Source organism: Rhodococcus sp. BS-15 (assembly GCF_000813105.1).
Classification (GTDB): Bacteria; Actinomycetota; Actinomycetes; order Mycobacteriales; family Mycobacteriaceae; genus Rhodococcoides.
Genome location: NZ_BAOX01000043.1, coordinates 1 through 24,406, shown reverse-complemented (window position 1 = coordinate 24,406; position 24,406 = coordinate 1). Strand labels below are relative to the sequence as shown.

General features: G+C 64.6%; 19 protein-coding genes, 1 tRNA gene and 5 pseudogenes. 11 read left to right on the top strand and 14 right to left on the bottom strand.

Features of this window, described 5'->3' with window-relative positions; translation table 11 throughout:
• A pseudogene (locus RHBS_RS29700) lies at positions 1 to 279 on the top strand (alpha/beta hydrolase); the annotation flags it as partial.
• Positions 280 to 775: 496 nt separating this feature from the next.
• Here RHBS_RS29700 and RHBS_RS08125 read toward each other — a convergent pair.
• The gene (locus tag RHBS_RS08125) at positions 776 to 1,546 is read right to left on the bottom strand and encodes an alpha/beta fold hydrolase (RefSeq protein ID WP_236745358.1); all 771 of its coding nucleotides are present in this window, start codon (positions 1,544 to 1,546) and stop codon (positions 776 to 778) included.
• A gap of 66 nt (positions 1,547 to 1,612) precedes the next feature.
• Between RHBS_RS08125 and RHBS_RS08120 the strand changes: the two genes are divergently transcribed.
• From RHBS_RS08120 to RHBS_RS08105, 4 genes are all read left to right on the top strand, one after another.
• Positions 1,613 to 2,293, top strand: a complete 681-nt coding sequence (locus RHBS_RS08120; protein WP_128645308.1) for a TetR/AcrR family transcriptional regulator — start codon at positions 1,613 to 1,615, stop codon at positions 2,291 to 2,293.
• Between the two features lie 253 nt (positions 2,294 to 2,546).
• A complete protein-coding gene (locus RHBS_RS08115) occupies positions 2,547 to 3,074 on the top strand; it encodes a lipase family protein (RefSeq protein ID WP_187298418.1) in 528 nt (175 codons plus the stop codon).
• A complete protein-coding gene (locus RHBS_RS08110; protein WP_128645306.1) occupies positions 3,071 to 3,727 on the top strand; it encodes a lipase family protein in 657 nt (218 codons plus the stop codon). Before RHBS_RS08115 ends, RHBS_RS08110 begins: the two co-directional genes overlap by 4 nt.
• Positions 3,728 to 3,853: 126 nt before the next feature.
• A complete protein-coding gene (locus RHBS_RS08105; RefSeq protein WP_128645305.1) occupies positions 3,854 to 4,450 on the top strand; it encodes a DUF2510 domain-containing protein in 597 nt (198 codons plus the stop codon).
• Here RHBS_RS08105 and istB read toward each other — a convergent pair.
• Both istB and istA read right to left on the bottom strand, forming a co-directional pair.
• Positions 4,376 to 5,146: an IS21-like element helper ATPase IstB gene (istB, locus tag RHBS_RS08100; RefSeq protein ID WP_094665458.1), complete on the bottom strand. Its 771-nt coding sequence runs from the start codon at positions 5,144 to 5,146 to the stop codon at positions 4,376 to 4,378. The two genes, RHBS_RS08105 and istB, sit on opposite strands and share 75 nt — an antisense overlap.
• Positions 5,143 to 6,675: an IS21 family transposase gene (gene istA, locus RHBS_RS08095; protein WP_094665460.1), complete on the bottom strand. Its 1,533-nt coding sequence runs from the start codon at positions 6,673 to 6,675 to the stop codon at positions 5,143 to 5,145. The genes istB and istA overlap by 4 nt, the downstream gene beginning before the upstream one ends.
• Positions 6,676 to 6,865: 190 nt before the next feature.
• Between istA and RHBS_RS08090 the strand changes: the two genes are divergently transcribed.
• A complete protein-coding gene (locus RHBS_RS08090) occupies positions 6,866 to 7,507 on the top strand; it encodes a hypothetical protein (protein ID WP_187298417.1) in 642 nt (213 codons plus the stop codon).
• Between the two features lie 211 nt (positions 7,508 to 7,718).
• On the opposite strand, the gene RHBS_RS08085 is transcribed toward RHBS_RS08090, so the two are convergent.
• The 6 genes and pseudogenes from RHBS_RS08085 to RHBS_RS08060 all read right to left on the bottom strand — a co-directional run bounded on the left by RHBS_RS08085 (position 7,719) and on the right by RHBS_RS08060 (position 12,114).
• Positions 7,719 to 7,795: transfer RNA gene (locus tag RHBS_RS08085), tRNA-Leu, on the bottom strand.
• A gap of 8 nt (positions 7,796 to 7,803) precedes the next feature.
• A complete protein-coding gene (locus RHBS_RS08080) occupies positions 7,804 to 8,748 on the bottom strand; it encodes a Ppx/GppA phosphatase family protein (protein WP_121870605.1) in 945 nt (314 codons plus the stop codon).
• Positions 8,745 to 9,274: pseudogene (locus tag RHBS_RS08075) on the bottom strand (DUF501 domain-containing protein). Before RHBS_RS08075 ends, RHBS_RS08080 begins: the two are co-directional and overlap by 4 nt.
• Complete coding sequence (locus RHBS_RS08070) at positions 9,213 to 9,947, bottom strand: septum formation initiator family protein (protein ID WP_237669092.1); 735 nt, start codon at positions 9,945 to 9,947, stop codon at positions 9,213 to 9,215. Before RHBS_RS08070 ends, RHBS_RS08075 begins: the two are co-directional and overlap by 62 nt.
• Before the next feature lie 70 nt (positions 9,948 to 10,017).
• Positions 10,018 to 11,303, bottom strand: a pseudogene (gene eno / locus RHBS_RS08065) (phosphopyruvate hydratase).
• An 88-nt stretch (positions 11,304 to 11,391) separates the two neighbouring features.
• A complete protein-coding gene (locus RHBS_RS08060; RefSeq protein ID WP_128645303.1) occupies positions 11,392 to 12,114 on the bottom strand; it encodes a lytic transglycosylase domain-containing protein in 723 nt (240 codons plus the stop codon).
• A gap of 228 nt (positions 12,115 to 12,342) precedes the next feature.
• Between RHBS_RS08060 and efeU the strand changes: the two are divergent.
• From efeU to RHBS_RS08040, 4 genes and pseudogenes are all read left to right on the top strand, one after another.
• A pseudogene (efeU, locus tag RHBS_RS08055) lies at positions 12,343 to 13,175 on the top strand (iron uptake transporter permease EfeU).
• A 14-nt stretch (positions 13,176 to 13,189) separates the two neighbouring features.
• Positions 13,190 to 14,329, top strand: a complete 1,140-nt coding sequence (efeO, locus tag RHBS_RS08050; protein ID WP_128645302.1) for an iron uptake system protein EfeO — start codon at positions 13,190 to 13,192, stop codon at positions 14,327 to 14,329.
• Positions 14,310 to 15,557 (top strand): iron uptake transporter deferrochelatase/peroxidase subunit, encoded by a 1,248-nt coding sequence (gene efeB, locus RHBS_RS08045; protein ID WP_128645301.1) that lies wholly within the window; start codon positions 14,310 to 14,312, stop codon positions 15,555 to 15,557. The genes efeO and efeB overlap by 20 nt, the downstream gene beginning before the upstream one ends.
• A 202-nt stretch (positions 15,558 to 15,759) precedes the next feature.
• Positions 15,760 to 16,401, top strand: coding sequence for a dihydrofolate reductase family protein (locus RHBS_RS08040; RefSeq protein ID WP_128645300.1), 642 nt, complete (start codon positions 15,760 to 15,762; stop codon positions 16,399 to 16,401).
• Between the two features lie 102 nt (positions 16,402 to 16,503).
• Here RHBS_RS08040 and RHBS_RS08035 read toward each other — a convergent pair.
• The 3 genes and pseudogenes from RHBS_RS08035 to RHBS_RS08025 all read right to left on the bottom strand — a co-directional run bounded on the left by RHBS_RS08035 (position 16,504) and on the right by RHBS_RS08025 (position 21,785).
• A pseudogene (locus RHBS_RS08035) lies at positions 16,504 to 17,417 on the bottom strand (MazG family protein).
• Between the two features lie 2 nt (positions 17,418 to 17,419).
• The gene (gene mfd, locus RHBS_RS08030) at positions 17,420 to 20,998 is read right to left on the bottom strand and encodes a transcription-repair coupling factor (RefSeq protein WP_237669093.1); all 3,579 of its coding nucleotides are present in this window, start codon (positions 20,996 to 20,998) and stop codon (positions 17,420 to 17,422) included.
• Positions 20,999 to 21,215: 217 nt separating this feature from the next.
• Positions 21,216 to 21,785: a TetR/AcrR family transcriptional regulator gene (locus RHBS_RS08025; protein ID WP_128645299.1), complete on the bottom strand. Its 570-nt coding sequence runs from the start codon at positions 21,783 to 21,785 to the stop codon at positions 21,216 to 21,218.
• Positions 21,786 to 21,840: 55 nt separating this feature from the next.
• Between RHBS_RS08025 and RHBS_RS08020 the strand changes: the two genes are divergently transcribed.
• Entirely contained in the window at positions 21,841 to 22,821 is a 981-nt protein-coding gene (locus RHBS_RS08020) for an alpha/beta fold hydrolase (protein ID WP_128645298.1), read from the top strand.
• On the opposite strand, the gene RHBS_RS08015 is transcribed toward RHBS_RS08020, so the two are convergent.
• Both RHBS_RS08015 and RHBS_RS08010 read right to left on the bottom strand, forming a co-directional pair.
• Entirely contained in the window at positions 22,822 to 23,466 is a 645-nt protein-coding gene (locus RHBS_RS08015) for a ScbR family autoregulator-binding transcription factor (RefSeq protein WP_094613865.1), read from the bottom strand. It lies immediately after the preceding gene.
• 188 nt (positions 23,467 to 23,654) lie between these two features.
• Entirely contained in the window at positions 23,655 to 24,293 is a 639-nt protein-coding gene (locus RHBS_RS08010; RefSeq protein WP_094613864.1) for a TetR/AcrR family transcriptional regulator, read from the bottom strand.
• Positions 24,294 to 24,406 lie beyond the last annotated feature (113 nt).

Sequence of the window (24,406 nt, the reverse complement as noted above, 5' to 3'; positions counted from 1 at the left end):
CGACTGGCTCGATCTCACCGAGCGAGCGCCGACTTCCCGTCTGCGAAACCAGTGGTTCCACGCCGCCCCACAGGGAATCGATGGGCGACGCTGTCCGCGGACGTCACCATCGTTTTTGCCGGCGAGAGTAAGGTGCACAACAGTTTTCGCGTTGTCGACACTGTCGGGGAGGTTCTCCCGAACGCACACACCGTCGTCCTGACAGGCTGCAGCCACCACATGTTGCCGATGCTGCCGGCCGGAGAACTCGATGCCGTGCTGCTGAGCGCCCTGAGCTGACACCTATCGCCTGATTGCCGCGAGCTGTATCCGAAGCAGCGATCGAGAAGGCAGGAACCCGCTGTTCTCGATCACAACACTGGATTCATGTGAACTCCGGTCCCCGCACGATCGTACGGACTTGCAATGCTCTCGTGACACCGAACTTCACCTGACCCGATCCGAGCGGACGGTCGTGAACCGCGGCCTACAGGGGCAGAGCCACACGGACCAACGGCTGGACCGCGTCTCAATCGGGGCGGAATGCTCGGTTCGACTGCGCTCCTGCGCGTTTGACGGTGTCGGACTTCTCGCACTCGTAGCCGGCGAATACGTAGCTCCACACCGGTGGTGTGTTCGGCGTCGTCCTCGAACTGTCGTCGATTCTGATGGTGTGCGGCGCTGTTGATCGGCGGTGTAGTGATCGTCACTTCTCGCAACGACAGTTCTTCCGACGAAACCATCAGCAGCGCAGAACTTTCCGGCTCAAACAACTGCGACCACAATGATCGACGCGTCATACCGACGCCGCGGTTGCGTCGATGACCCGTCCGAGCTGGAGGGGTGCTTCGATGTGAGCGAGATGACCGTTGCCGTCCAGCTGATGAATGCGTGCGGTCGGGATTCGGCTGCTGATCCGGTCGAATGATGTGCCGTACGGTTCGATCGAACGGTTGTGTTGGCCGATGATCAGGTCGACTCGCTCGACTTTTCCGGCCAGAACATCGGGCGGATGCGATGCGTCGAGCGCACTCAACTCTGCGTGCAGCGGTTCAGCGAGCTCGCACAGCGCCTTCCACTGCCCCTTGTCTGCCCGCAGGACATCGACGTGTTCGGCGGAGAAGCCGGAGATGTCGACGTTGACAATTTCGACACTCCTCCCCCGATCGCTCTGTGCCGCTGCGTCTTTCAAGTCCGACAATGCGTGTCGAGCAAAAGGCGGGATGACAGGTTCGTACGCGATGAGGTGCTCGACAGGATGTTCGTCTGCGGCGAGCAACGCGATCAGTCCGCCGTAACTCCACCCGAAGATGCTGACCGGCTCGGGAATCGTGCCCAGCACCCGCAGAAGATCGTCTACCTCGACGCCGATCGAGTAGTCAGCGGTCAGTGGCCCCGAAGGCCGCCGTCCTCGTCGATTGACGACGGAAACCGAGGGCCACGCCTTCACCGATCGCGCCACCGAGGCCCAGGATTGAGCATCGCTCATCACCCCGGGGAGGATGAGAAGGCCTGGCAGGTCCGGGTTCCCGTAGACATCGACATTGACCCAGCTACCGCCGGACACGGGCACCGATTTCTGTATCGTTCGCTCCATATGGCAATTATGAAGCAATCGCTCTAAAATGCAACGATGACAACACCGTCACGTGGCAGGCCCTCGGCGTTCGACCGCGATCTCGTACTCCTGGCTGCTGCGCGGCTATTTTGGCGACACGGATTTTCCGGTACATCCACACGCGCACTCACCGATGCAACCGGCCTATCGACGTCGAGCCTGTACGCAGCCTTCGGCAGCAAGGCGGGATTGTTCGAGGAAACCGTCCGCACTTACACCGCCCCCTATCGCGACATCTACACCCGTGCAGTCGGTCTCGACTCGATCGCTGCGGTGATCGAGTCGATTCTGACGGACTCAGTGCTCGAGTTCACCGCCCCTTCCGAGACTCATCCCGGGTGCTTCGTGAGTAGTGCCGTGACGAACGACAGCGCTGACACGTTGGATGCCGCGCAATACATCTCCGAACTGCACCGCGGGAACGAACGCACGCTACTTACGCGAATCGAACGCGCCATCGAAGCGGGCGAACTACCAGTCGAGACATCGGCCAACACCATCGTCGGAGTCGTCCAAGCGATCTGGCACGGGCTCTCTGTCCAATCCCGAAACGCGGTGCCGCGGCACGCACTGATCTCGACTGCCAAGATGGCCGCATCCTCCATTGTCGAGTACTGCAGGACCGACAGCCGCGCAAAGGCATGGCGGAAGACTGCCAGCCAAGTGCGGCAAACACAGCGAGGCGGTCCTGAGTGAGAATGTGCTCGAGCTCGACATCCTTGCGCTGCTGCAGAGTCCGGAGGCGGTTGCTCCCCTGTCGACATCACTCGGCTGGAGGCGTTCGGGGCGCTGTCGACGACGGGACGCAGTCACAGAACCTGCTCGACATGGGAGCCACGGACCGCGGGGGTGGCCCGCGGGGACGTTTCCATTTTTGCGTTCACCCACTGCCTCGCACTGTACGGTGACCGCGGGGATGGGTACGGCTCGAGAAGAATATCGGGGGATCATGACTCTGTTCGGTGTGCTCGATCGCGTATTGACTCGACGACTGCCCCTGGAGCCTCCGGACGATCCCCATGCCGCGATCCTTCCGACCCCGATCGACAACGACGCCTTCTTCCTCACCCCTCCCGGCATCGAGGACCTCGCACCCGGTGCGGTGATCCGGCAGCGCACGACCCGCGGTCTGGTGCCTCGGCCGCGAACCGCCCTGCATCAGTTCATGGTGAGATCGACCGACGCGCGGGGTCTCCCCGCCGGCGTCACCGCTTCGTTGCTGATCCCGAGGCGGCCGTGGACCGGGCGCGGACCGCGGCCCGTCGTCGCCCACAACGTGGCCATCGATTCCCTCGGAGCCAAGAGCACGCCGTCGTACCGGCTCGTGCACGGTGTCGGTGCCGACCTCCCGCCGGTGATGCCGCTCTGGCTCGCCCGCGGATACGCCGTCCTCGTCGCCGATCACCAAGGCCCGCGGATGTCGTACTCCGAAGGCACGATGGCCGGGCATGCCGTCCTGGACTGCTACGCGGAATGACGGTCGTCGTCCCGGAGCTCGCCGACAGCCCAGTGGTGGCCTACGGCTACAGCGGCGGCGCGATCGCCACCACGTGGACGGCGCAGCTGCAGCCGAGGTACGCGCCGGACGTGAGGTTGGCGGGTGCCATCGCCGGTGGAACGCCCACCGACTTCTCGATGCTGCTGGACACCATGAACGGCACCATCGCGGCCGGTCTGCTGGGTGCGGCGACCATGGGCCTCGCGCGTGAGCACCCCGAGATGGTGGAATTGTTCGGCCCGAAGGCGCTGCTGTTGGCGTCCTGGGTGAAGGACATGTCCGTCCTCCCCTTGGCCTTGGGCGGGTTGGTACGCATGCGAATCGAGGACTTGGCGTCCCAGCCCGACCCGTTCGACTCCGACATCGCGCGGCGGGTGATCGCCGCGAACCGTCCGGGTGCCGACGCGCCCTCGGCACCGGTCGCGTTCTTCCACGGTTCCGCGAGCAAGATGATCGGCGATCGCTTCATCCCCGAAGCCGGCGTGACTGCCCTGATCGAGCAGTGGCGCAGCAAGGGCGCCACCGTGCACTACGAGCCCGTGGCAGGCGACCACTTCATCGGTGCCATGACTGGACTGCCGTTCGTGTTGCGATGGACTGCGAAGCAATTCGCGATCAACGGTTCGGGTTAGCTCGCCGCCCGCCGAGTTCGGCGTGATAGGACTGCATCGCGTCGATCATTGCGGTTTACACATGCGGCGTGGCGAGGTCGCTGCCTGGCGTAGGTGCACGCCAGCGCGACCTGGTACACATCGTGCATGACAACACCGGCCGGATGGCACCCCGACCCCGAAAAATCCGGTCAGCTCCGGTGGTGGGACGGACGTCAATGGACCTCCGCCACCCAGCCTCCGCCGCAAGCCCCGCTACCACAACCCACACTCGAACCCACACCGTCCACACCCTTGGACAAACGCCGGAGTTACGTCCTCGGCGGACTCGCCATCGTCGTCGTCGGCGGGATCATCGGGACCTCCGCCTGGCAAGGAGCGAAAGACGAGACCCGTTCGGCCACCCAGTCTTCCGAGTCCTTTCCCACGGCCGCCGCGACGAACACGACCACGCCTCAGTCGACAACGAGCACCGCAACTCGGCCGACGTCCATGCCAGCAGCCCAACCGGACGTTGCCGAGTACTGGCAACGCGTCGACTGTCAATGGACATCGGGAAGTGACCACAGGCGGTCACGAGAACTGCCCATGGGTGGCCAACAAGAACTGACCGGTGGCGGACACGAATCTGCCCATGTCGGGTTTGTCCGCCACCGGTCGAGCATCATGTCAGGTCAAGGGTTTGACCCCCTGACCGTGCAGGGCTTGGGCGAGGCGGACCGAATCGCCGCTGGTTTGGCATAGGTGCGCGTGGTGCAGCAGCCGATCGACCGTTGCAGTGGCGAGGGTCTTGGGCATCAGTTCGTCGAACCCGCTCGGGTGAAGGTTCGAGGAGATCGCGACGGACTTGCGTTCGTAGGCTGCTTCGACGATTCGGTACAGCCCTTCGGCGGCATCGGTCCCGACGGGCAACAGCCCGACATCGTCGATCACGACGAGTTCGGCGCGCACGATCTTCGCGATCGCTTTGCCGAGTGAGTCGTCGGATCGGTGCGCGCGTACGAGGACCCCGATCTGCTCGAGGGTGAACCACGCGACCGGCATCCCCGCTTGGATCACGTTCTGTCCCAACGCTTCGAGGAAGAATGTCTTGCCTGTCCCGGCCGGCCCGCAGACCACCAGATTCTCGCGGCGATGCACCCATTCGAGGGTCTGCAGGGCATGCTGGGTGGGAAGCGGGATCGATGATGCGTTCTCGTCCCAGACCTCGAAGGTCTTCCCGGTGGGGAATCCCGCTGCTTTGCGGCGGGCGGTCAGCATCGATCGTGCCCGGCCGGCGGATTCCTCTGAGAGAAGCGCTTTGACGACCTCGGCGGGGTCCCAGCGTTGTGCTCGTGCGGTGGCGAGGACTTCGGCGGCGATGGACCTGGCATGCGGCAGGCGGAGTTGCCGCAGCAGCGTTTCGAGGTCGGTGGGGAGTTCCGCTGTGACGGTGTTCATCGCTGACCTTCGTTCGTCTCGTCGGCGGTTTTGTGTTCGATAGCGTTGCTGCCCAACAAGTTCCATCCTGATGTGCCTTGCGTGAGGGAGGTGGATTCGGATGCGCCGCGGCGGGTGAGGTCCATTCCCTTCGATGCGAGGATCGAGTCGAGGTCGCCGGTGGCGAAGCGGCCGTGCACCGCTGCGTGCCCGAGTGCCCAATCGACATCGCCCCGAACTCCGAGTCGCGCGAGATCGACCGCGTGCGACATTTTCAGGTATATCCGTTCGGTGCCGACCGCGGCGGCTTCCTTGAGCCATGTCGCGGCACCTTCCCCGATCGCGAGGAATTGCTGTTCGGATACTGTTCGCGCGCGGACGCTGTAGTCGCCGGGGATCCTCGGGTGATGTCCGGGGAAGTGGGCGTCGTCGATGGCGGGGCTGCCGGGTGTGGTGCGGGCGTGCCGGGCCACTTCGATCGGGCCACCGTCATCGAGAGCGCAGATGACGACCTCATCTGTCCCGTCGTGCAGTCTGACCCACACGCTCTGACCCAATAGTGTTGCTGGTGTCGAGTATTGGCAGTGATCGAAGGTGACCATCGGTGTGTTGTCGGGGACTCGGCGAGCGACTCCGAGGACTGCGGTGTGCGGCATGTCGGGGATACCGTGCAACTCGGGTCGTTCCTCGGCGAGCATCTCGTTCGGGACGCGGCGGGTGGCCCGATGTACTCGGGCGTTGATCTCGGTCATGAACGCCGTGCACGCGATTTCGACGTCGGCGAAGGTGGCGTACTGCTCGAGCAGGTTCGTCTCGGTGGGCACGATGTCGGCTTTGGCGAGTTTGACAGCGTTCTCCACTCCGCCTTTCGATGCAGGGTCCGCCGGTTGGCAGGTCAGCACGGTGATTCCGTAGTACCGACCGAAGGTGACCGCGGTGCGATTGCGGATCGGGACGCCGGCGACGTGGCCGGCGGTAACGGTCTTTTCGTTGTCGGTGAGCAGGTAGGTCGGTGCGCCGCCGATGATGCGGAAGACCCGGTCCAGGCCAGCGAAGACGCTCGCTGCGGTGCGGTCGCGTAGTGGGACCACGATGCGGTAGCGGCACCAGGCCAGCCAGGCGACGAGGAGCACGATCTTGCGGCCGTCGACGACCGGGCCGTCTCCGAAGTCGTACTGCAGCCACAGTCCTGGTTCGGTGATCCATGGCCGGTGCACTCTCGTATTGCCCAGTCTCCATTGGGTTTTGATTTCGGCGAGGGCGCGTCGAGTGGTGCGGTCGGCACCGGTGTAGCCGAGTGCGAGAAGTTTCTCGTGGGCTTTGTCGCCGCGGATCTTGCCCTTGGATTTGGAGACCCACTCTTCGAGGTATTCGAGCCAGTCGTCGGTGATTTTGGTTCGGTGGGTGGCCGGTGGCAGGCCGGCGTCTCGGTCTTCGACGGCCTTTTTCACGGTGTTGTGGGAGCAGCCGCACAAGTCTGCGGCGGCCCGCAATGATCCGGTCAGGTCGTATGCATTGAGTATGTCCATCAGTTCTCCGTCAGACTTCACGTGGTCTCTCCTGCGGTGGATTCGATACGGACTAGGCATCGGTATCGAAACCGCAGGAGAGGCCTCCTCGGCGCTGACGCGCCGAGAGGATGGGTGTGGTCTGGGCAGATTCGTGGCCACAGGCGGTCACATTCGTGGCCGCGAGTGGTCAGTTCTTATCGGCCGTCAGTGGGCATATTCATGGCCGCCTGTGGTCAGTTTTTCATGGCCGCCGACAGTCGACCGCGACGGCTACATCACTCTCAACGTCTGGGGCAGCTACACCCCAGCGCAACTCGAAGCGTCGTTCATGGACGTGCGCGCTCGCTACACCAGCACAAGAAAAGAAGGCGGCTGGTTCGTCTCCATCGACTGCGGTCAGGGAATGGATGCCGAAGGCGGCGGACGAATCGCCAACGGAAAATTTGCTCTCGACGCATTGGGCGCCGCACAGACCGGGTTGCGACCCGGCGGATCCGACTTCGAAATGCTCGCTTCGCCCGCTGCGTGCCCAACCGCCCAAGCGCCAACGAGTGCGGTGAGCGCTCAAGACGTCGTCGATGCCGTCACCGCCGCCGGACTCCCCGCGCGAGACCCCAGAACCAACACGGGGTTCTGTGCCGACTCAGGATGCGTCCAACTCGTGACAACAGACGACTTCTCGGTCTACCAGTACGTTGACGAGGTCGCCGCCACCCGAATGGCGACCGCCTTCCCCCTCACCCACCAAGTGGGACTCCTCTTCATGCGCTTCACCCAGGGGGGCAGCAATCCGACAGACCCGGCGTTGATCCCCCAATACTCAGCGATCATGGACGAGGTCACAGGTAGGTTGGTCGAGTCAGGCTCTTGAATCGGTGGCCGTTGCGGGTTCGGTGCCCGGCTCCGGGTCGGTGCCGGGAGCGTCGGGGATGGTGCCGTGATCGGGGCGAACAGCTTGCGGACCTCGAATGCGGTCTCGGCGTCACCCAGTTGTCCACTCAGATACGTGCAAGGCTACTGAAGCTCACGGTACAACCCGAAACCCACTGTCCTGGTCCAGAAATCTGGATCCATATGGACTCTGGTGCCCCCAGTCGGACTCGAACCGACACTGTGCGGATTTTAAGTCCGCTGCCTCTGCCAATTGGGCTATAGGGGCCGTACTGCCTATATCTTGATCGACATCGCGATGCCGTCGAGGATGTCGTGCTCACTGACGGTCAAAGAGCTTACGGCACCGCGTCGCTCGAATTCCTCGGCCAACACACTGCACACAATTGCTCCGCCGCCGATGACGTCGACCCGTCCGGGGTGCATGGGGCCCAACGCACTTCGCTGCGTGTGGGTCATTCCGATCAGTCGCTCGCACACCTCGAAGAGCTGATCGAACGGCACACGCGAGAGGTGCACTTCGTCGGCGTCGTACTCGGGCAGTTCCTTGGCAATAGCCGCGATGGTGGTCATCGTGCCGGCCACCCCGACCCAGCTCGAGGCGTCGCCGATCGATACTTCCTCGAATGCCTCGGCCAACTTCTCGCGGGCATACTCACGCGCGCCGTTGATTTCGTCGGCGGTGGGCGGGTCGCTGTGCAAGAAGCGCTCGGTCAGGCGCACACAGCCGATGTTCGCCGAGAACGCGGACTTCACGCCTTTCGCGTCGCCCAGTACGAGTTCGGTGGAGCCTCCGCCGAGATCGACGACGACGAAAGGCCCTGCGGCAGCGTCGAGTTCACCCACGGCACCGGCGAAGGACAACCGGGCCTCTTCGTCGCCGGTGATCACTTCGGCCTCGGCACCGGGGATGACTTTACCGAGTACCTCGCGCACCATCGAGAAGAAGTCCTCTCGATTGGACGCATCCCGGGTGGCCGAGGTGGCGACCATCCGCACCGCAGTGGCCCCGGTCTTGCGAATGATCTCCGCGTACTCCACCAATGCCACGCGGGTGCGCTCGATCGCCTCGGGCACGAATGCTCCGGTCGCGTCGACGCCTTGCCCGAGCCGCACCACTCGCATCTCGCGAGCGACGTCGGCGAGCGACTTACCGTTGTTGTCGGCGACGAGCAGGCGGATCGAGTTGGTGCCGCAATCGATTGCTGCAACCCTGGTCATTGTTTCTCCGCACGTAGTTCTTCGATGGTCGGCCAATCGGCCGGAATTGCCTTGCCGCGCAACGAGTTCTCGGCTGCCAACGCAACCGACTCGTCACCCAGCGGGTTGACGCCCGGCCCTTGGCCAACGAATGCGCGATCAACACGTGTAAGCACTTGACACGATCGGGCATGCCGCCGCCGGTGAAATCCGTTCCGAGAGATTCGATCTCGTCGCGCTCGGCCAGATAGGACTGATGGGCGCGCAGGTATGCAGCGGCCAACTCGGGATCGGTACCGAGACGCTCGGTCATCTCCCGCATCACCCCGGCCGATTCCTGGCGACTGGCCTCGGCCGTCAGCCGCGGATCCGTCAGATAGAACAGGGTGGGAAAAGGCGTGCCGTCGGGCAGCTTCGGGGCGGTTTTCACCACACCCGGCCTGCCGTCCGGAGATCGGTACGCGATCTCGAGTACGCCACGCGGTTCACGTCCGAGCTGCGATGCGACCGCATCGAGATCTTCCTGCGAGACTGCCGAGGAATTCACCCGACGGGTCCTCCTTCTGGTGCTGGCACCGGCGGCGGAGCCGGTGCGGGTTCTGGCTGTACAAGAGGCATCGGTGCGGACGTCGGCTCCGGGGCTCATCCGAACCCTGCGGCTGGACCGCGGTGTTCCACAGTTCGGTGAACCACGGTCCTGTCGGAGTGGTGTCCACCGCGAGGTCCTCGGAGCTCGGCGAGTAGTCGCCGGGCAGCTGCACCTGATACGGCGTCTCCCCCGGCATGACGAAACGCAGTCGTTCGCGAGCGTCGGCCGCAATGCGGGACGGCTCGTCGAGTTGAGACTTCTGAACCTGCAGGCGGCTTACGTCGTCTTCCAGCGCCTGCCGTTCGGCCAGCACGGACTCGAGCTCACTGCGTTGCGAAAAGTAGGTGCGCAGCGGCACCGCCAGCGTCAACGCCAGCGCACACACCACGACACCGAGGACGACGGCTCGACCGGTGGACAGTCCGAAGAACGTCCGCTCGGGCATCTTGGGACGACGAACACCGACGCGCCGCGGCGCAGCCTTGCCGCCGACCACCGCGTCGCGCACCTGCTCGGAAGGTTCCGGTGGGGTGGCCTGCCGGCCGGAGGCGTTCTCGTCGCGAGAGACGCCCCCCGGCCTTGGACCGACTCGAAGAGGAGGAACGGCCACGGGGTCGGGGATCACGTCCACCTGGACTGGTCCCGGACCTGCCGCGCCGTGCCATCATCACTCTCCACTTCGTGTCATACGAGCCTGTTCGCTATCCCTCGTAATTGAACCGGGGGAAAGACAACTCGCCGGCGTAACGCGCCGCGTCGCCGAGAGCTTCTTCGATACGCAGCAACTGGTTGTACTTGGCCACGCGCTCGCTTCGAGCCGGAGCACCGGTCTTGATCTGGCCGCTGCCGACAGCAACTGCCAGGTCAGCGATGGTGGTGTCCTCGGTCTCGCCGGACCGGTGGCTCATCATCGTCTTGTAGCCGTTGCGGTGCGCCAGATCCACGGCGTCGAGGGTCTCGGTGAGCGTGCCGATCTGGTTGACCTTGACCAGCAGCGCGTTGGCCGCACCCTTGACGATGCCGTCTTCGAGACGCTCGGGGTTGGTGACGAACAGGTCGTCGCCGACGATCTGCACCTTGTCGCCGATGGCCTCGGTGAGCGCGACCCAGCCGTCCCAGTCGTTCTCGTCGAGCGGATCCTCGATGGAGACCAGCGGGTAGCGTCGACGAGCTCGCCGTAGAACGCCGACATCTGCTCGGCGGACTTGGTCTCACGCTCGAAGGCGTAGCCGGTGCCCGCGGTGTAGAACTCGGTGGCCGCAACGTCGAGAGCGAGCGCGACGTCCTGACCCGGCTTGAGGCCGGTCTTGCCGATGGCCTCGAGGATGAGATCGAGGGCAGCCTTGGTGCCGGCGAGGTCGGGAGCGAAGCCGCCCTCGTCGCCGAGGCCGGTGCCCAGGCCCTTGGCCTTGAGCACGGACTTGAGTGCGTGGTAGACCTCCGCACCCCAGCGCAGCGATTCCTTGAACGTGGGTGCGCCGATGGGGGCGATCATGAATTCCTGCACGTCGACGCCACTGTCGGCGTGCGCGCCACCGTTGATGATGTTCATCATCGGAACGGGGAGGATGTGTGCGTTGGGGCCACCGAGGTAACGGAAGAGTTCGAGTCCAGTGGACTCGGCAGCGGACTTGGCGACGGCAAGCGAGACACCGAGCAGGGCGTTCGCGCCGAGGCGAGACTTGTCCGGAGTGCCGTCCAGATCCAGCAGGGCCTGGTCGACGGTGCGCTGCTCGATGGCGTCCAGACCGATGACGGCAGGCGCGATCTCGTCCAGCACAGCATTGACGGCCTTCTCGACACCCTTGCCGCCGTAGCGGTCTCCGCCGTCACGAAGCTCGACGGCCTCGTGCTCACCGGTGGATGCACCGGAGGGAACGGCGGCGCGACTCAGCGTCCCGTCGTCCAATGCGACCTCGACCTCGATCGTGGGGTTGCCACGAGAATCGAGGATTTCGCGCGCTCCGACCTGCTCAATGATGGCCACGAATGCTTCTCCTATAAACGGGTACCGACGGACTGTGCCGGGTGCAAGACTAGCCGCTCCCCTGTCCTGCCCGCGATGCATGGAGGTCCTACGGCCTGGTGCCCACCGAGTACGCGGCCGCACGATCGCGCACATCCCGCAGATACTGACCCGACAGGTTGTAGGCCATCAACGCCGTCTCCCAGCCCTGCGCGGTCCGCAGATCACCGCCGCGCGCGCACAGGTATCGCGCCGCGGTGAGCGCCGCGTCGTCGATGTTGTCGGGATCGGCGACGCCATCGCCGTTGGCATCGACGCCCCATTTCTTCCACGTCTCGGGAATGAACTGCATGGGGCCCATGGCCCGATCGAACTCGGTATCCCCGTCCATGACACCGCCGTCGGTGTCCGGAATCTCGGCGACACCCGGTCCGCCGTCGAGTGGGATGCCGCGGATCGGCGGCGCAACGAGACCGTCGGGTGCCACCGACGAACCCTGGTAGGTGCCGTGCCGACTCTCGATGTATCCGATGCCGGCGAGCGTCGTCCATGCGATTCCGCAGTCGGCATCCGTCTCGGTCATGATCGCCGCAGCGTGCCCGTACGACGCAAGGGCGGTCACCGAGATGCCCAGCGCGTCGGTCTGCGGTTCGGCCCAGGCGAGCAGCAAGTCGGCTGTCCGTCCGGGCGCGTTGAAGTCGATGGCAGGCACTTCGGTGCCGGGCCCGGGCGGGATGCCCTCGGGAATCTCGCGCTTCGGTTCGCCGGTACCGCACGCCGTCAACGCGAGGAGGACCGACGCTGTGGCGAGCACGCAGATACGGGAGATCACCACTCCATCCTGCACACGCAAGGTAATAGAAAGCTAAAGACCGAGATAACCCCTGGTCAACGCGTATTCGGGCCGGGTTGCAGGGTGTATGTTTTGGTCAGCCTTCACGCATGAGGGTCGCCTACCCTTTGCGAGGGCAGGCGTACCAATGTTCGACGCACCACAGGAGCACCACCCGTGTCCACAGTCGTTCTCGCCGCCGGTTCAGCGCCGTCGATCGCCACCCAGATGTTCGGCAGTGGCCTGATCGGCCTGCGCGAAGGGCTCGAGACCGGCATCGTCGTGATGATCCTTGTCGCGTTCCTCGTCAAAGCCGATCGACGCGACGCGCTCAAGTGGGTCTGGCTCGGAGTCGGCATTGCCGTCGCCATGGTCGCCGCCATCTTCTTCGTGATCCACTACGGCACGTCCACCGTCACCGGACTGACCGCCGAAATCATCGCCGGAGCAGCATCGCTCGTGGCCGTCGTCATCGTGACCGCATGGTGCTCTGGATGCGCACCGCCGCGAAGAACATCTCCGGCGAACTGCGGGCGAACATGGAGAGGGCGCTGACCGTCGGGCCGGCCGCAGTACTGGCTTTGGCGTTCTTCGCCGTCGGCCGCGAAGGCGTCGAAACCGCATTGCTCATGGTCGGCTACGCAGAGAACACCAACGGCAGCCTGTGGCCACTGCTCGGACTCCTGCTCGGCATCGTCGTTGCCGCCGTGCTGACGGTGTTCCTGTACTTCGGTGCCGTCCGCATCAACTTCGCCGTGTTCTTCAAGTACACCGGCATATTCCTCATCGTGGTCGCCGCCGGAATCCTCGCCTACGGCATCCGCGCACTGCAGATCGGCGGCATCCTGCCTGGCGGCAGCGCAGTCGCCTTCGACATCACCGCACACTTCGACGCCTCGAGCTGGTACGGCACCGTGCTCGCCGGCATCTTCAACTTCCGGCCCGAACCCACTGTGCTCCAAGCGATCGCGTGGGTGCTCTACATCGTGGTCGTCCTCTACCTCTTCCTCCGCCCGGTCCGCGTTCCCGCGACTGACGAACCAGCTCTGCAATCCTCCTGAAAGGCACCACCACCATGCGTCGTACCACCTACGCTCTGGCCGCCGTCGCGGTTCTGCCGATGGCTCTGGCCGGATGCACCGAGAAGTCCTCCACCGAAGCCGCGTCGGGCGATATCACCGTCACAGCAACCGACTCCTCCTGCGACGTCGACGCATCCGAGGGCACCACCGGCAACTCGACGTTCCAGATCACCAACAACGGCAGCAAGGTCACCGAGTTCTACGTCTACGGTGAAGGCGACCGCGTCATGGGTGAGGTGGAGAACATCGGACCCGGCCTGACGCGTCAGCTCATCGTCGCCCTGCCCGATCCCGGCACGTACCAAACCGCCTGCAAGGCAGGCATGGTGGGCGACGGCATCCGGGCCGATTACGTCGTCACCGGCGATTCGGTTCGCCAGACGGATGAAGACAGCTTGCTCACCGAGGCCGCAGACGGTTACAAGCGCTACGTCGTCAGTCAGATCGATGCACTGCAGGACACCACGGCCTCGTTCGTGACCGCGGTCAAGAGCGGAGACGTCGACGCGGCGAAGGCTCAATTCCCCATTGCGCGTAGCTATTACGAGCGCATCGAGCCCGTCGCCGAGAGCTTCCCCGACGACCTCGACCCACGCATCGACCTGCGTGAGCCCGACGTGGAGCCCGGAGCCGAATGGACCGGCTTCCACCGCATCGAGAAGGACCTGTGGACGCAGGGCCTGCAGCCCGACACGAACGCGATGGCCGATCAGCTCGAGGCGGACATCACCGAGCTCGCAGACAAGATCAAGGCCGACGACTTCACCATCGACCCGATCCAGGTGGCCGGCGGCGCACAGGGATTGCTCGACGAGGTCGCCAAGACCAAGATCAGCGGCGAAGAGGACTTCTTCTCGCACACCGACCTGTGGGACTTCCAGGCCAACGTCGACGGCTCGCAGGCCGCTATCGCCGCCGTCCGTCCGATCCTCGACGAGCGCAACGCCGAACTGGGCACTGCCATCGACGCGCGCTTCGCCGAGCTCGATGCCGAGCTCGCCAAGTACCGCAGCGGCGACGGCTTCGTCTTCTACGACACCGTGACCGAACCGCAGCGCCAGGAACTGTCCAACAAGATCGACGCATTGTCCGCCGAAGTGAGCCAGGTGCAGGGTGTCGTTGCAGGACAATAAGACCGGGCAGTTCTCCCGGCGGCGCCTCTTCGGTGCCGTCGGGACCGGTGCTGCGCTCGTCGGAGTCGGGGCCCTCGCCGGACATGCGACGGCGTCGGGTGCCGAGGTGCCGTCGGATGTGGTCGACTTTCGCGGAGACCACCAGGCCGGAATCGTCACCCCCGCGCAAGATCGCATGCACTTCGTCGCCTTCGACATCACCACCGATTCTCGTGACGAATTCGTTGCGCTGCTGAAGAAGTGGACGCTGATGGCCGAACGCCTCACCAAGGGCGAGGAGACGTTCGACGGCGGCGCGGTCGACGGTGGCCAGTACAACCCGCCCACCGATACCGGCGAAGCGCTCGGTCTGACGGCGTCGTCGTTGACGTTGACGATCGGTTTCGGGCCGAGCATGTTCGATCGCTTCGACCTGGCATCGAAAAGTCCTGCGTCCCTTGCCGATCTTCAGCACTTTCCGGCCGACAACCTCGACCCGGCACGCTCGGGCGGAGACCTGTGCATCCAGGCGTGCGCCGACGACCCGCAGGTTGCCGTCCACGCCATCCGCAACCTCGCCCGCGTCGGCTTCGGCACAGTGTCGGTCAAATGGTCGCAACTCGGCTTCGGTCGCACCTCGTCCACCTCGACCACCCAGGCCACCCCACGAAACCTGTTCGGATTCAAGGACGGAACGGCCAACCTCAAAGCCGAGGACCCGACCCTGCTGAACGACAACGTGTGGGTCTCCGCCGACGACGATCAGGAGTGGATGGCCGGCGGCTCCTACCTCGTGGCGCGTCGAATCCGCATGCTCATCGAATCCTGGGACCGCACCACTTTGAAGGAACAAGAGCGAGTGATCGGGCGCAGCAAGGGAACCGGTGCGCCGCTGGGCCAGAAGGACGAATTCGACGCACTCGACTTCGAGTCCCAGGGCCCCGAGGGCACCTTCATCGACAAAGCCGCCCACGTGCGTCTGGCGTCGAAAGAGAACCTCGGCGGCGTCCAACTCCTGCGTCGTGGATACAACTTCACCGACGGATCCGACGGCTTCGGCCACCTCGACGCCGGACTGTTCTTCATCGCCTACTGCCGCGATCCATTGACCCAATTCGTCCCGATGCAACTGGCACTCTCCCGCAAGGACGCATTGAACGAATACATCCAACACGTGGGATCCGCGGTATTCGCCTGCCCACCCGGCGTCGAAGAATCGGAATACTGGGGTTCGACGCTGTTCGAGTAGACCTCCCCCGTCCGCGTCAATGGTTCACTGCATACGTCTGACCGCTGCAAGGGTTCATTCACGCACGACCCCGGTCTGCGTCGATGGCGCACTGCATACGTCTGACCGCTGCAAGGGTCTATTGACGCGGTCGGGCGGTGAGTTCGTACGGTTGGTTCGGTCCATACGTCGTACGTCTTCGTCATCGACTTCGGGAGCACACATGGGACAGCTGGTTCGGGTACAGAATTTCACCATCTCGCGCGATGGCATCGCTGCGGGGCCAGACCAAAGTTTCGAGAGTCCGTTCGGTCTCGACCATGCAAGTCTGATGGAGTGGTGTGCGGCCACCGCAAGCTGGCCGAACCGCACCGATCCCGGCGGCAGCCGTGGTCTGGACGACTACTTCGCCCGCGACTTCAGCAACAACATCGGTGCCGAGATCATGGGCCGAAACAAGTTCGGACCTCAACGCGGACCGTGGGCCGACCACGAATGGCAGGGCTGGTGGGGTGACGAGCCGCCGTTCCACACCCCTGTCTTCGTGCTCACCCACCACGAGCGGCCGTCCATCACGCTGTCCGACACCACGTTTCACTTCGTCGAAGCCGAGCCTGCCGAGGTACTGAAGCAGGCAAAGGAGGCGGCCGACGGTAAGGACGTGCGACTCGGCGGTGGCGTCACCAGCATTCGGGAGTTTCTCGACGCCGATCTCGTCGACACCATGCACATCGCCGTCGCGCCCATCGAATTCGGCTCGGGCCTCGAGCTGTGGGACTCCCCCGACGAGCTGAACGACAGATTCGCGCACGAGGTCGTCCCCAGCAGCAGCGGCGTCACTCATCACCTGTTCTGGCGCAGGTAACCGGTCCGGATCAATGCGGCTTTGTTGCATTCTGAGCGACTGAAACTCACATTGATCCCAACCGAGGGACGAGGGACGCCAGGCGGGGCGGGGGGCGAGCCCTCAGCCCCGCAGACCCCAGTGCTCGATCCAGTCGAGGGCAGACATCTCCCCCGGTGCGATGCCCGCATTGCGGGCGGACGCCTCGGCGTTGCGGATCAGGGACGCGAAATCCAGTACCCGACGCTCAGCAGGTCCTCGGCACTGTCTCCACCGTGCGCGTGATCGACTCCGATGTGTACGACGCGGAGGCCGTCGGGAATCAGCTCGTCGGGCAGGCCTGCCTTGGTGGCCCGTCCGATCACCTTCTGCGCCAGCGCAAGCGACGGCTGAGACAGGGCAATTCCGTCGACGCAGGATCCGCGTGCCTTCTCCGATGCCTTCTTCTCTTCCCAGGCTCGCTCTTGTTCCGCGATGTCGACGGGACCGTTGCCCGTTCGACCGAGGTGCGGGCTGCGGTGGGTGAGTTTGGCGACGAGTCCCGCAGCGACGTCGTCGACATCGAAGGCGTTCTCGGCGGCATCCTGCGCGATTCTGGAATGAAAGAGCACCTGCAGCAACAGGTCTCCGAGTTCTTCGCGCAAGTCCACCAGGTTCCCCGCGGCGATGGCGTCGAGCAGCTCGTACGTTTCTTCCAGCAGGTACCCGCGCAACGACTCGTGGGTCTGCTGTGCTTCCCATCCGCCGAGGGTGCGCAGCCGATCCATCAACCGGACTGCCGCGATGAGGTCGTCACCGGGAAGCTTCTCGGCGGCGATGACTCGTTCGCCGCGTGCGATCCGTTCCTGAACCTCGGGGTTGGCGGGATCGGTGCTCACCAGCACTGCGTCGACCGCGTCGGGCGCAGCGGTTCCCGAGAACAGCCACCGCACTCGCACCGGCACTTCCTCGGTGAATTGCACTGCACCGCCGAGAAATTCGACAGCATCCACCGGCACTTGTGTGGGTCGAACAGGGTCGAGCAGAACTACCGTCACCGCTACACCCCCACTGTTTGCTCCAACAACACCGACCGAGATGGCTTCCCGTCCAAGGATAGGATGAGATCGGCGATGAACTGCACCAATTCGACGTCGCGTACGCGCGCCGCCCCCACGCCGCCACCTTCGACGCGCGGCAGCGGCAACTGCACCACCCCGGTCGTGGCCCGGTACGCAGCGCTCGGGTAGAGCCGTTTGAGGCGGATCTGCTTGGAATCGGGTAGGTCCATCGGAGCCAGCTTCACCTGCGTTCCGGCAACGTTGACGTCGGTCAGGCCGTACTCCTTGGCGATCAGACGCAGCTTGGCGATGGAGACGAGGCGGCCGACCTCCTCGGGCAGCGGGCCGTACCGGTCGACCAGTTCCTCGATGACAGCGTCGATGCCCGCGGAATCGGCTGCCGCAGCGAGCTTTCGATAGCCCTCGAGACGCAACCGATCACTGGTGACGTAATCGGGTGGGATGTTGGCGTCCACGGGGAGGTCGATGCGGACTTCCTTGGGTGCCTCGTCGGTGGTGATCGGCTTTCCGTCGGCGGCCGCGCGGTACGCCTCGACCGCTTCACCGACGAGCCGCACGTACAGGTCGAATCCGACGCCTGCGACGTGGCCGGACTGCTCTGCCCCCAGAACGTTTCCGGCACCACGGATTTCGAGGTCCTTCATCGCCACGGCCATACCGGCACCGAGGTCGGAGTTCTGCGAGATGGTCGCCAGCCGGTCGTAGGCGGTCTCGGTGAGCGGCTTCTCCGGCGGGTACAGGAAGTACGCGTAACCACGCTCGCGGCTGCGACCCACACGGCCGCGGAGCTGGTGCAACTGCGACAGGCCGAGCGAATCGGACCGCTCCACGATCAGCGTGTTGGCGTTGGAGATGTCGAGGCCGGTCTCGATGATGGTGGTACACACCAGCACATCGGTCTCACGTTGCCAGAATCCCTGCACGGTGCGTTCGAGTGTTTCCTCGTTCATCTGACCGTGCGCCGTCGCCACCCGAGCCTCGGGGACCAGATCGCGAATCTTCTTGGCGGCCTTGTCGATCGAGCTGACCCGGTTGTGTACGAAGAACACCTGGCCGTCGCGCAGCAACTCACGCCTGATGGCTGCGGCGACCTGCTTGTCGTTGTAGGCACCCACGTAGGTGAGCACCGGGTGCCGCTCCTCCGGCGGAGTGAGGATGGTCGACATCTCACGGATTCCGGCGAGGCTCATCTCGAGCGTTCGCGGAATCGGAGTGGCAGACATCGTCAGGACGTCGACGTGGGTTCGGAGCGACTTGATGTGCTCCTTGTGCTCGACGCCGAAGCGCTGCTCCTCGTCGACGATGACCAACCCGAGGTCCTTCCAGGCGACGCCGGTCTGCAGCAAGCGGTGCGTACCGACGACGATGTCGACCGTTCCGTCGGCCAGCCCGGCCATGACCTCCTTGGATTCGGAGCCGTGAGTGAAGCGGGAGAGCCCCCTGACCGTCACCGGGAACGACGCCATCCGCGCGGTGAAGGTCTGCAGATGCTGTTGCGCCAGAAGCGTTGTCGGAACCAGGACGGCGACCTGCTTGCCGTCCTGCACCGCCTTGAACGCGGCGCGAACCGCGATCTCGGTCTTGCCGTAGCCGACGTCACCGAGAATGACGCGGTCCATCGGAACCGCCTTCTCCATGTCGGCCTTGACGTCGGTGATGGCCGTCATCTGGTCGACTGTCTCGGTGAAGCCGAACGCATCTTCCATTTCGAGCTGCCACGGGGTGTCGGGTCCGAAAGCGTGCCCGGGAGCGGCCTGCCGAGCGGCGTACAGCTGCACGAGTTCGCCGGCGATCTCGCGAACTGCCTTGCGCGCCTTACGTTTGGTGTTGGCCCAGTCGGATCCGCCGAGCTTGCTCAGAGACGGAAGCTCACCACCGACGTAGCGCGAGAGCTGATCGAGCGAGTCCATCGGGACGAACAGTCGGTCTCCGGGATGTCCACGCTTGCTGGGGGCGTACTCGACGACGAGGTATTCGCGTCGGGCACCGCCGATGGTGCGTTCGACCATCTCGACAAATCGGCCGATGCCGTGCTGATCGTGCACGACGCTGTCGCCGGCGACGAGGGCGAGTGGATCGACCTGATTGCGGCGTTTCGCCGGGAGCTTGCGTCCCTCACCCGCTGCGGCCACGCGGTTGCCGGTCAGATCGCTCTCGGTGACGACCACGAGTTTCGCGTCGGGAAACACCAGGCCGTCGTGCAACGATCCGCACAGGACGTTCACGACGTCGGCGACCGGAACTGCACCGGAATCGAGATGTGCAGCAGGCACTTCGGCCTCGGCGAGACGTTCGATGATGCGAGTGGCGGTGCCGGCTCCGGCGACGGAGATGACCGCACGACCACCGGTGGCGATATGCGCTCGCAAGGTCGCGAACAGGGCCGTCAGCGCTTCCTCGGACCCCCTGACCTCCGGGACCGAATCGACGGCGAGTTCGACTTCTTCGCCGTTGCCGGACGCGAGCGGGCTGATGGTCCACCACGGACGGCCGTGCACCTGGGCCGATTCGCGAACCTGTCGAAGCGACCTGTACGCCGAAGCACCGAGATCGAGAGAAGCACCTTCGAGGCTGGACGTATCGAGGGTGGAGGTATCGAGCGGCGCAGCTCCACCGATCGATGCCGCCGTCCAGGACGCTTCGAGGAACTCCTGGCCCGTACGCACCAGATCTGTTGCGCGCGTGCGGATTCGCTCGGGGTCACAGAGCAACACGTGTGTTCCTGCGGGGAGGGTATCGGCGAGCAACTGCAACTCACCCGGCTGCAGCAAGGGCAGCAGCGCCTCCATGCCCTCCACCGGGACGCCGGCGGACAGCTTGTCGAGCATCTCGACCAACGCGGTGTCGCCTGCATTGTCGGCTGCGAGAACCGCGGCGCGGTCGCGGACTTCCTGGGTGAGAAGCAGTTCGCGGCACGGTGGAGCGATGACGAGATCGACCTCGTGATCGGGCAGCGAACGCTGATCGGAGACCGCGAACGCGCGGAGTTCGGTGATCTCGTCGCCCCAGAATTCCACGCGCACCGGGTGATCTGCCGTCGGCGAGAAGAGGTCGAGGATGCCGCCGCGGACGGCGAACTCGCCGCGCTTGCCGACCATGTCCACGCGCAGGTAGCCGAACTCGACGAGTCGGTGGATCAAGCCGTCGAAGTCGATGTCCAGACCGACCTTCAAGGTCACGGGTTCGATCTCGCCGAGACCGGGCGCCATGGGCTGCACCAACGAGCGGACGGTGGTGACGATGACGCGCAGAGGATCTCCGTAATCGGTGTCGCCGGGGCGAGCCAACCGGCGGAGTACGTCCAGTCGCTTGCCGACGGTGTCGGCGCTCGGCGAGAGTCGCTCGTGCGGCAGCGTCTCCCACGACGGGAACATCACGACGCCGCCGCCGAGGATCTGGCGGAGCTCGTCGGTGAGATCGTCCGCTTCACGCCCGGTGGCGGTGACGATCAACAGCTGGGTGTGCTGCGCGATCGCGGCCGCGACGAACGGGCGAACCGAGTGCGGTCCGATGAGCGTGTGCTCGGCGGTTCCGATCGCGTCGGCGACGGCCACCATGGACGAATCGGTCAGCGCGACGCTGGCCAGACCCGAGAGTTGCAGCGCTGCGTCGGGAACGATCGGGGCCGGCCCGGATGGAGAAATGGCTGGCAGAGAATCGGAAGACAACAGCAATGCTCCTACAAGCGATTCGAGGCGACGGCTGCATACGCACAGTCATGGGCGAGTCTATGGGAGCACACCGACAGCCCGGCAGGCGGGAGACGACGACGGGCTACGTCAGAGCTGCATCGAGCATCGCTGCGAGAGCCTCGGCAGCAGCAACCGAGTCGTACTCCGGGTCGTGCAGTCGCTCGGTGACGATCGCATCGATCCCACCGCCGACGATGATGGCCAGGGTGCGTGAATCGACGCCGGCCGTCCTGCGAGTCCGGACGGATGCGTCGATGATGTCGGCCAGCGGACGCCATCGATCCTCCGGGCTGTGCCCCAGAGCCGAGTTGCCGAGCGCCTCGACCAACATGCGGGTGTGTGTCGGGTGATCACGGAGGTGGCCGACCATCGCACGCACGTAGGCCCGGGGACCTTCCCGAGCGTCGACGGCCTCGACCGCGGCTGCCACGTCCTCCACCAGCGCTGCGAGAACGAACCGATACGCGGCGTCGATCACTGCATCCTTGGTTCGGAAGTGATACAGCACAGCAGCTTTGGTGATCCCAGCACTGTCCGCGATGCGTGCGAGCGAAACCTTCGCGTACCCGTGATGGGCGACCGAGTCGATCGTGACATCGATCAACTGAGCGCGTCGCGCGCGCTCGACGAAGCTCGGTTCTCTCGTTGCCACGATCGCCAGCCTACCGTACGGTTGAATTACTTACCGATCGGTTAGGAGATTCGAGATGGACGTTCCCGCACCGAACAATCGGCGTCGATACCTGAAAATCGCCGCTGGGGCGATGACCGTCGGCGCGCTCGCCCTCGCGTTCGCGCTCCGGACTCCTTCACCGGTCGGCCATTGGAACAGCGCAGCGAGCGAGGACCGCTTTCTCGCCGCCTACGACCGCGCGTTCGAGGATCTGCCCGATCCGGCGGAGACGCTCGACATCAGAACCGACTACGGCGTCGTCCGCGTCTATCGATTCGAGGGCACCGGAACCTCCGCGCACCCTCTGCTCCTGCTGCCGGGCCGTTCCTCGGCCACACCGGTATGGGCGGCCAACCTGCCCGGCTTGCTCACGATCGGCGACGTCTACACCGTCGACCTGCTCGGCGAGCCGGGACGCAGCATCCAGGAACGGCCGATCACCAGCGACGAGGACCAGGCCGTGTGGCTCGATCAGACACTCGACGCTCTGCCGACCGACAAGGTGCATCTCGTCGGACTGTCGATCGGTGGGTGGACCGCAGCGAACCTGGCACTGCACGACAGCACGCACCTCGCCACACTCACGCTGATCGACCCGGCCCAGACCTTCGCCGACATTCCCTGGGGCACCGCGATTCGGGCCCTCCCCGCCGCCGTGCCGTGGCTTCCGAAATCCTGGCGAGACAGCTTCAACTCCTACACCGCAGGCGGCGCGGAGGTCGAGGACGTTCCCGTCGCGAACATGATCGAAGCCGGGATGCAGGGCTATTCGCTGAAGCTGCCACAGCCGACGCGCATCACCGACGAGCGACTCGCCACGCTCGACGTGCCCGTCCTGGCGATCATCGCGGGCAGGTCGGTGATGCACGACGCTCAGGAAGCCGTCGCCACGGCAGAGAAGACACTGCCCGACGGGACCGTCCGGCTCTATCCGGACGCCTCACATGCCGTCAACGGTGAGTACCCGGAACGACTGCGCGAGGACATCGCAGGCTTCGTGATGCAGTACCGGTAGTTACGGGCCGAAGCGGATGACTCGACGCGCCGCGAACTCGCGGAAGTAGTCGAGCTTGTTGGCGGGAACCAGAGCCGGGAGAAGGTAGTACCAGAGGCGCTCCATGCGCGACGGCAGTTCCTCGGTGGTGGAGGTGGCGACCGCAACCATGTGCACGCCGGTGAGAATCTCGAGCACGAGAGATCCGATGGTGCGCGAATCGGAGTTGGGGTCGATGTCGCCCTGTGCGATGGCCTTGGCGGCGAGCTTGTCGAACGACTCGCTCCACCCGGCCATGACATTGCCCTCGGTGCCGCGGTAATCGCCGATCTGATGGCTCAGCCGAAGCATGGCCGAGACCATGGGGTCGCTGACCGAAAGGTCGACGACGATGTAGGAGATACCGATCGCCGCTTCGAGCGCCGGGATACGGCCGTCGTTGAACTGCATGCATGCAGTAGTCAGCCGAGTGTTGCCCTCGTCGATGACCGCACGTGCGAGTTCTTCCTTGGAACCGAAATGGAAGTACAGAGCGCCCTTGGTGACCTGGGACTGAGAGATGATTTCGCTGAGGCTCGCATTCGCGTACCCGAGGCGCAGAAATACATTCGCTGCGCCAGCAAGCACGGTGTCGCGAGTAATTTCAGCGCGGGCCTGCCTGACCATGGGATCCGCCTTCGCAATTCTGAACTGCCACTGCGCAAATTACGCCCGAACGGTACCACTGAGTGGCTTTACGTCTCCTGCCAACATGCATCGGTCCGGTTGAGAACCCCGTCGTGAGTGACGGAGGTCTCAGGGCCGACAAAGGGGACGATACCCCCTCTTTGGACCCGAAGAGACGAAACCGAGTTTCATTCCTCGGTCAATCGAGGGTCGGCCTCCAGATTCGTCAGTCCGTTCCAGCACAGGTTGACCACGTGCGCCGCAACCACTTCTTTCGACGGAGTTCGTACGTCGAGCCACCACTGCGCCGTCATCGACACCATTCCGACCAGGGCCTGGGCGTACATCGGCGCGAACTCGGGATCGAGTCCGCGACGCGAGAAGTCCCCGGCCAGCATGTGCCCGACGCGACCGATGGCCTCGTTGAGCAACGACGAGTACTTGCCGTCCTCGGCAGCCGCAGGAGAATCGCGCACGAGAATGCGGAATCCGTCGGTCCGGTCCTCGATGTAGGTCAACAGTGCAAGTGCGACACGTTCGACGCGAATCCGCGAGCGATTGAGGTCGAGGGACTTGGTGATCATGCCGAGAAGCGTCGACATCTCCCGGTCGACGATGACGGCGTAGAGCCCTTCCTTGCCGCCGAAGTGCTCGTAGACGACCGGCTTGGACACGTTCGCGCGTCCGGCGATCTCCTCGACCGAGGCGGCCTCGTACCCGCGTTCGGCGAACAGCGTGCGGCCCACCTCGATCAACTGCTCACGCCGTTGCGTCCCGGTCATTCGGACCCGAGGTGAGCGTTCCTGCTCGGAGGCTGCGCCTGTCATGGAAAACCGCTCCCGTTACCGACCTTGCATTTCCCGACGCCGGAATCGACGCCTCCTCCACACTAGCGATGTCCGATCCATCCGTTTGTCCTAGCGGGAGTGGAGCCTGCAGG

What these genes read in the sequence shown, in the direction of transcription:
- RHBS_RS08115 (WP_187298418.1), top strand. Translation starts at nt 2,547, where the DNA reads ATGACTCTGTTCGGTGTGCTCGATCGCGTATTGACTCGACGACTGCCC.
- RHBS_RS08010 (WP_094613864.1), bottom strand. Translation starts at nt 24,293, where the DNA reads ATGACAGGCGCAGCCTCCGAGCAGGAACGCTCACCTCGGGTCCGAATG.
- RHBS_RS08015 (WP_094613865.1), bottom strand. Translation starts at nt 23,466, where the DNA reads ATGGTCAGGCAGGCCCGCGCTGAAATTACTCGCGACACCGTGCTTGCT.
- RHBS_RS08105 (WP_128645305.1), top strand. Translation starts at nt 3,854, where the DNA reads ATGACAACACCGGCCGGATGGCACCCCGACCCCGAAAAATCCGGTCAG.
- efeO (WP_128645302.1), top strand. Translation starts at nt 13,190, where the DNA reads ATGCGTCGTACCACCTACGCTCTGGCCGCCGTCGCGGTTCTGCCGATG.
- RHBS_RS08080 (WP_121870605.1), bottom strand. Translation starts at nt 8,748, where the DNA reads ATGACCAGGGTTGCAGCAATCGATTGCGGCACCAACTCGATCCGCCTG.
- mfd (WP_237669093.1), bottom strand. Translation starts at nt 20,998, where the DNA reads ATGGTGGCCGTCGCCGACGCGATCGGAACCGCCGAGCACACGCTCATC.
- RHBS_RS08020 (WP_128645298.1), top strand. Translation starts at nt 21,841, where the DNA reads ATGGACGTTCCCGCACCGAACAATCGGCGTCGATACCTGAAAATCGCC.
- RHBS_RS08040 (WP_128645300.1), top strand. Translation starts at nt 15,760, where the DNA reads ATGGGACAGCTGGTTCGGGTACAGAATTTCACCATCTCGCGCGATGGC.
- RHBS_RS08120 (WP_128645308.1), top strand. Translation starts at nt 1,613, where the DNA reads ATGACAACACCGTCACGTGGCAGGCCCTCGGCGTTCGACCGCGATCTC.
- RHBS_RS08110 (WP_128645306.1), top strand. Translation starts at nt 3,071, where the DNA reads ATGACGGTCGTCGTCCCGGAGCTCGCCGACAGCCCAGTGGTGGCCTAC.
- istB (WP_094665458.1), bottom strand. Translation starts at nt 5,146, where the DNA reads ATGAACACCGTCACAGCGGAACTCCCCACCGACCTCGAAACGCTGCTG.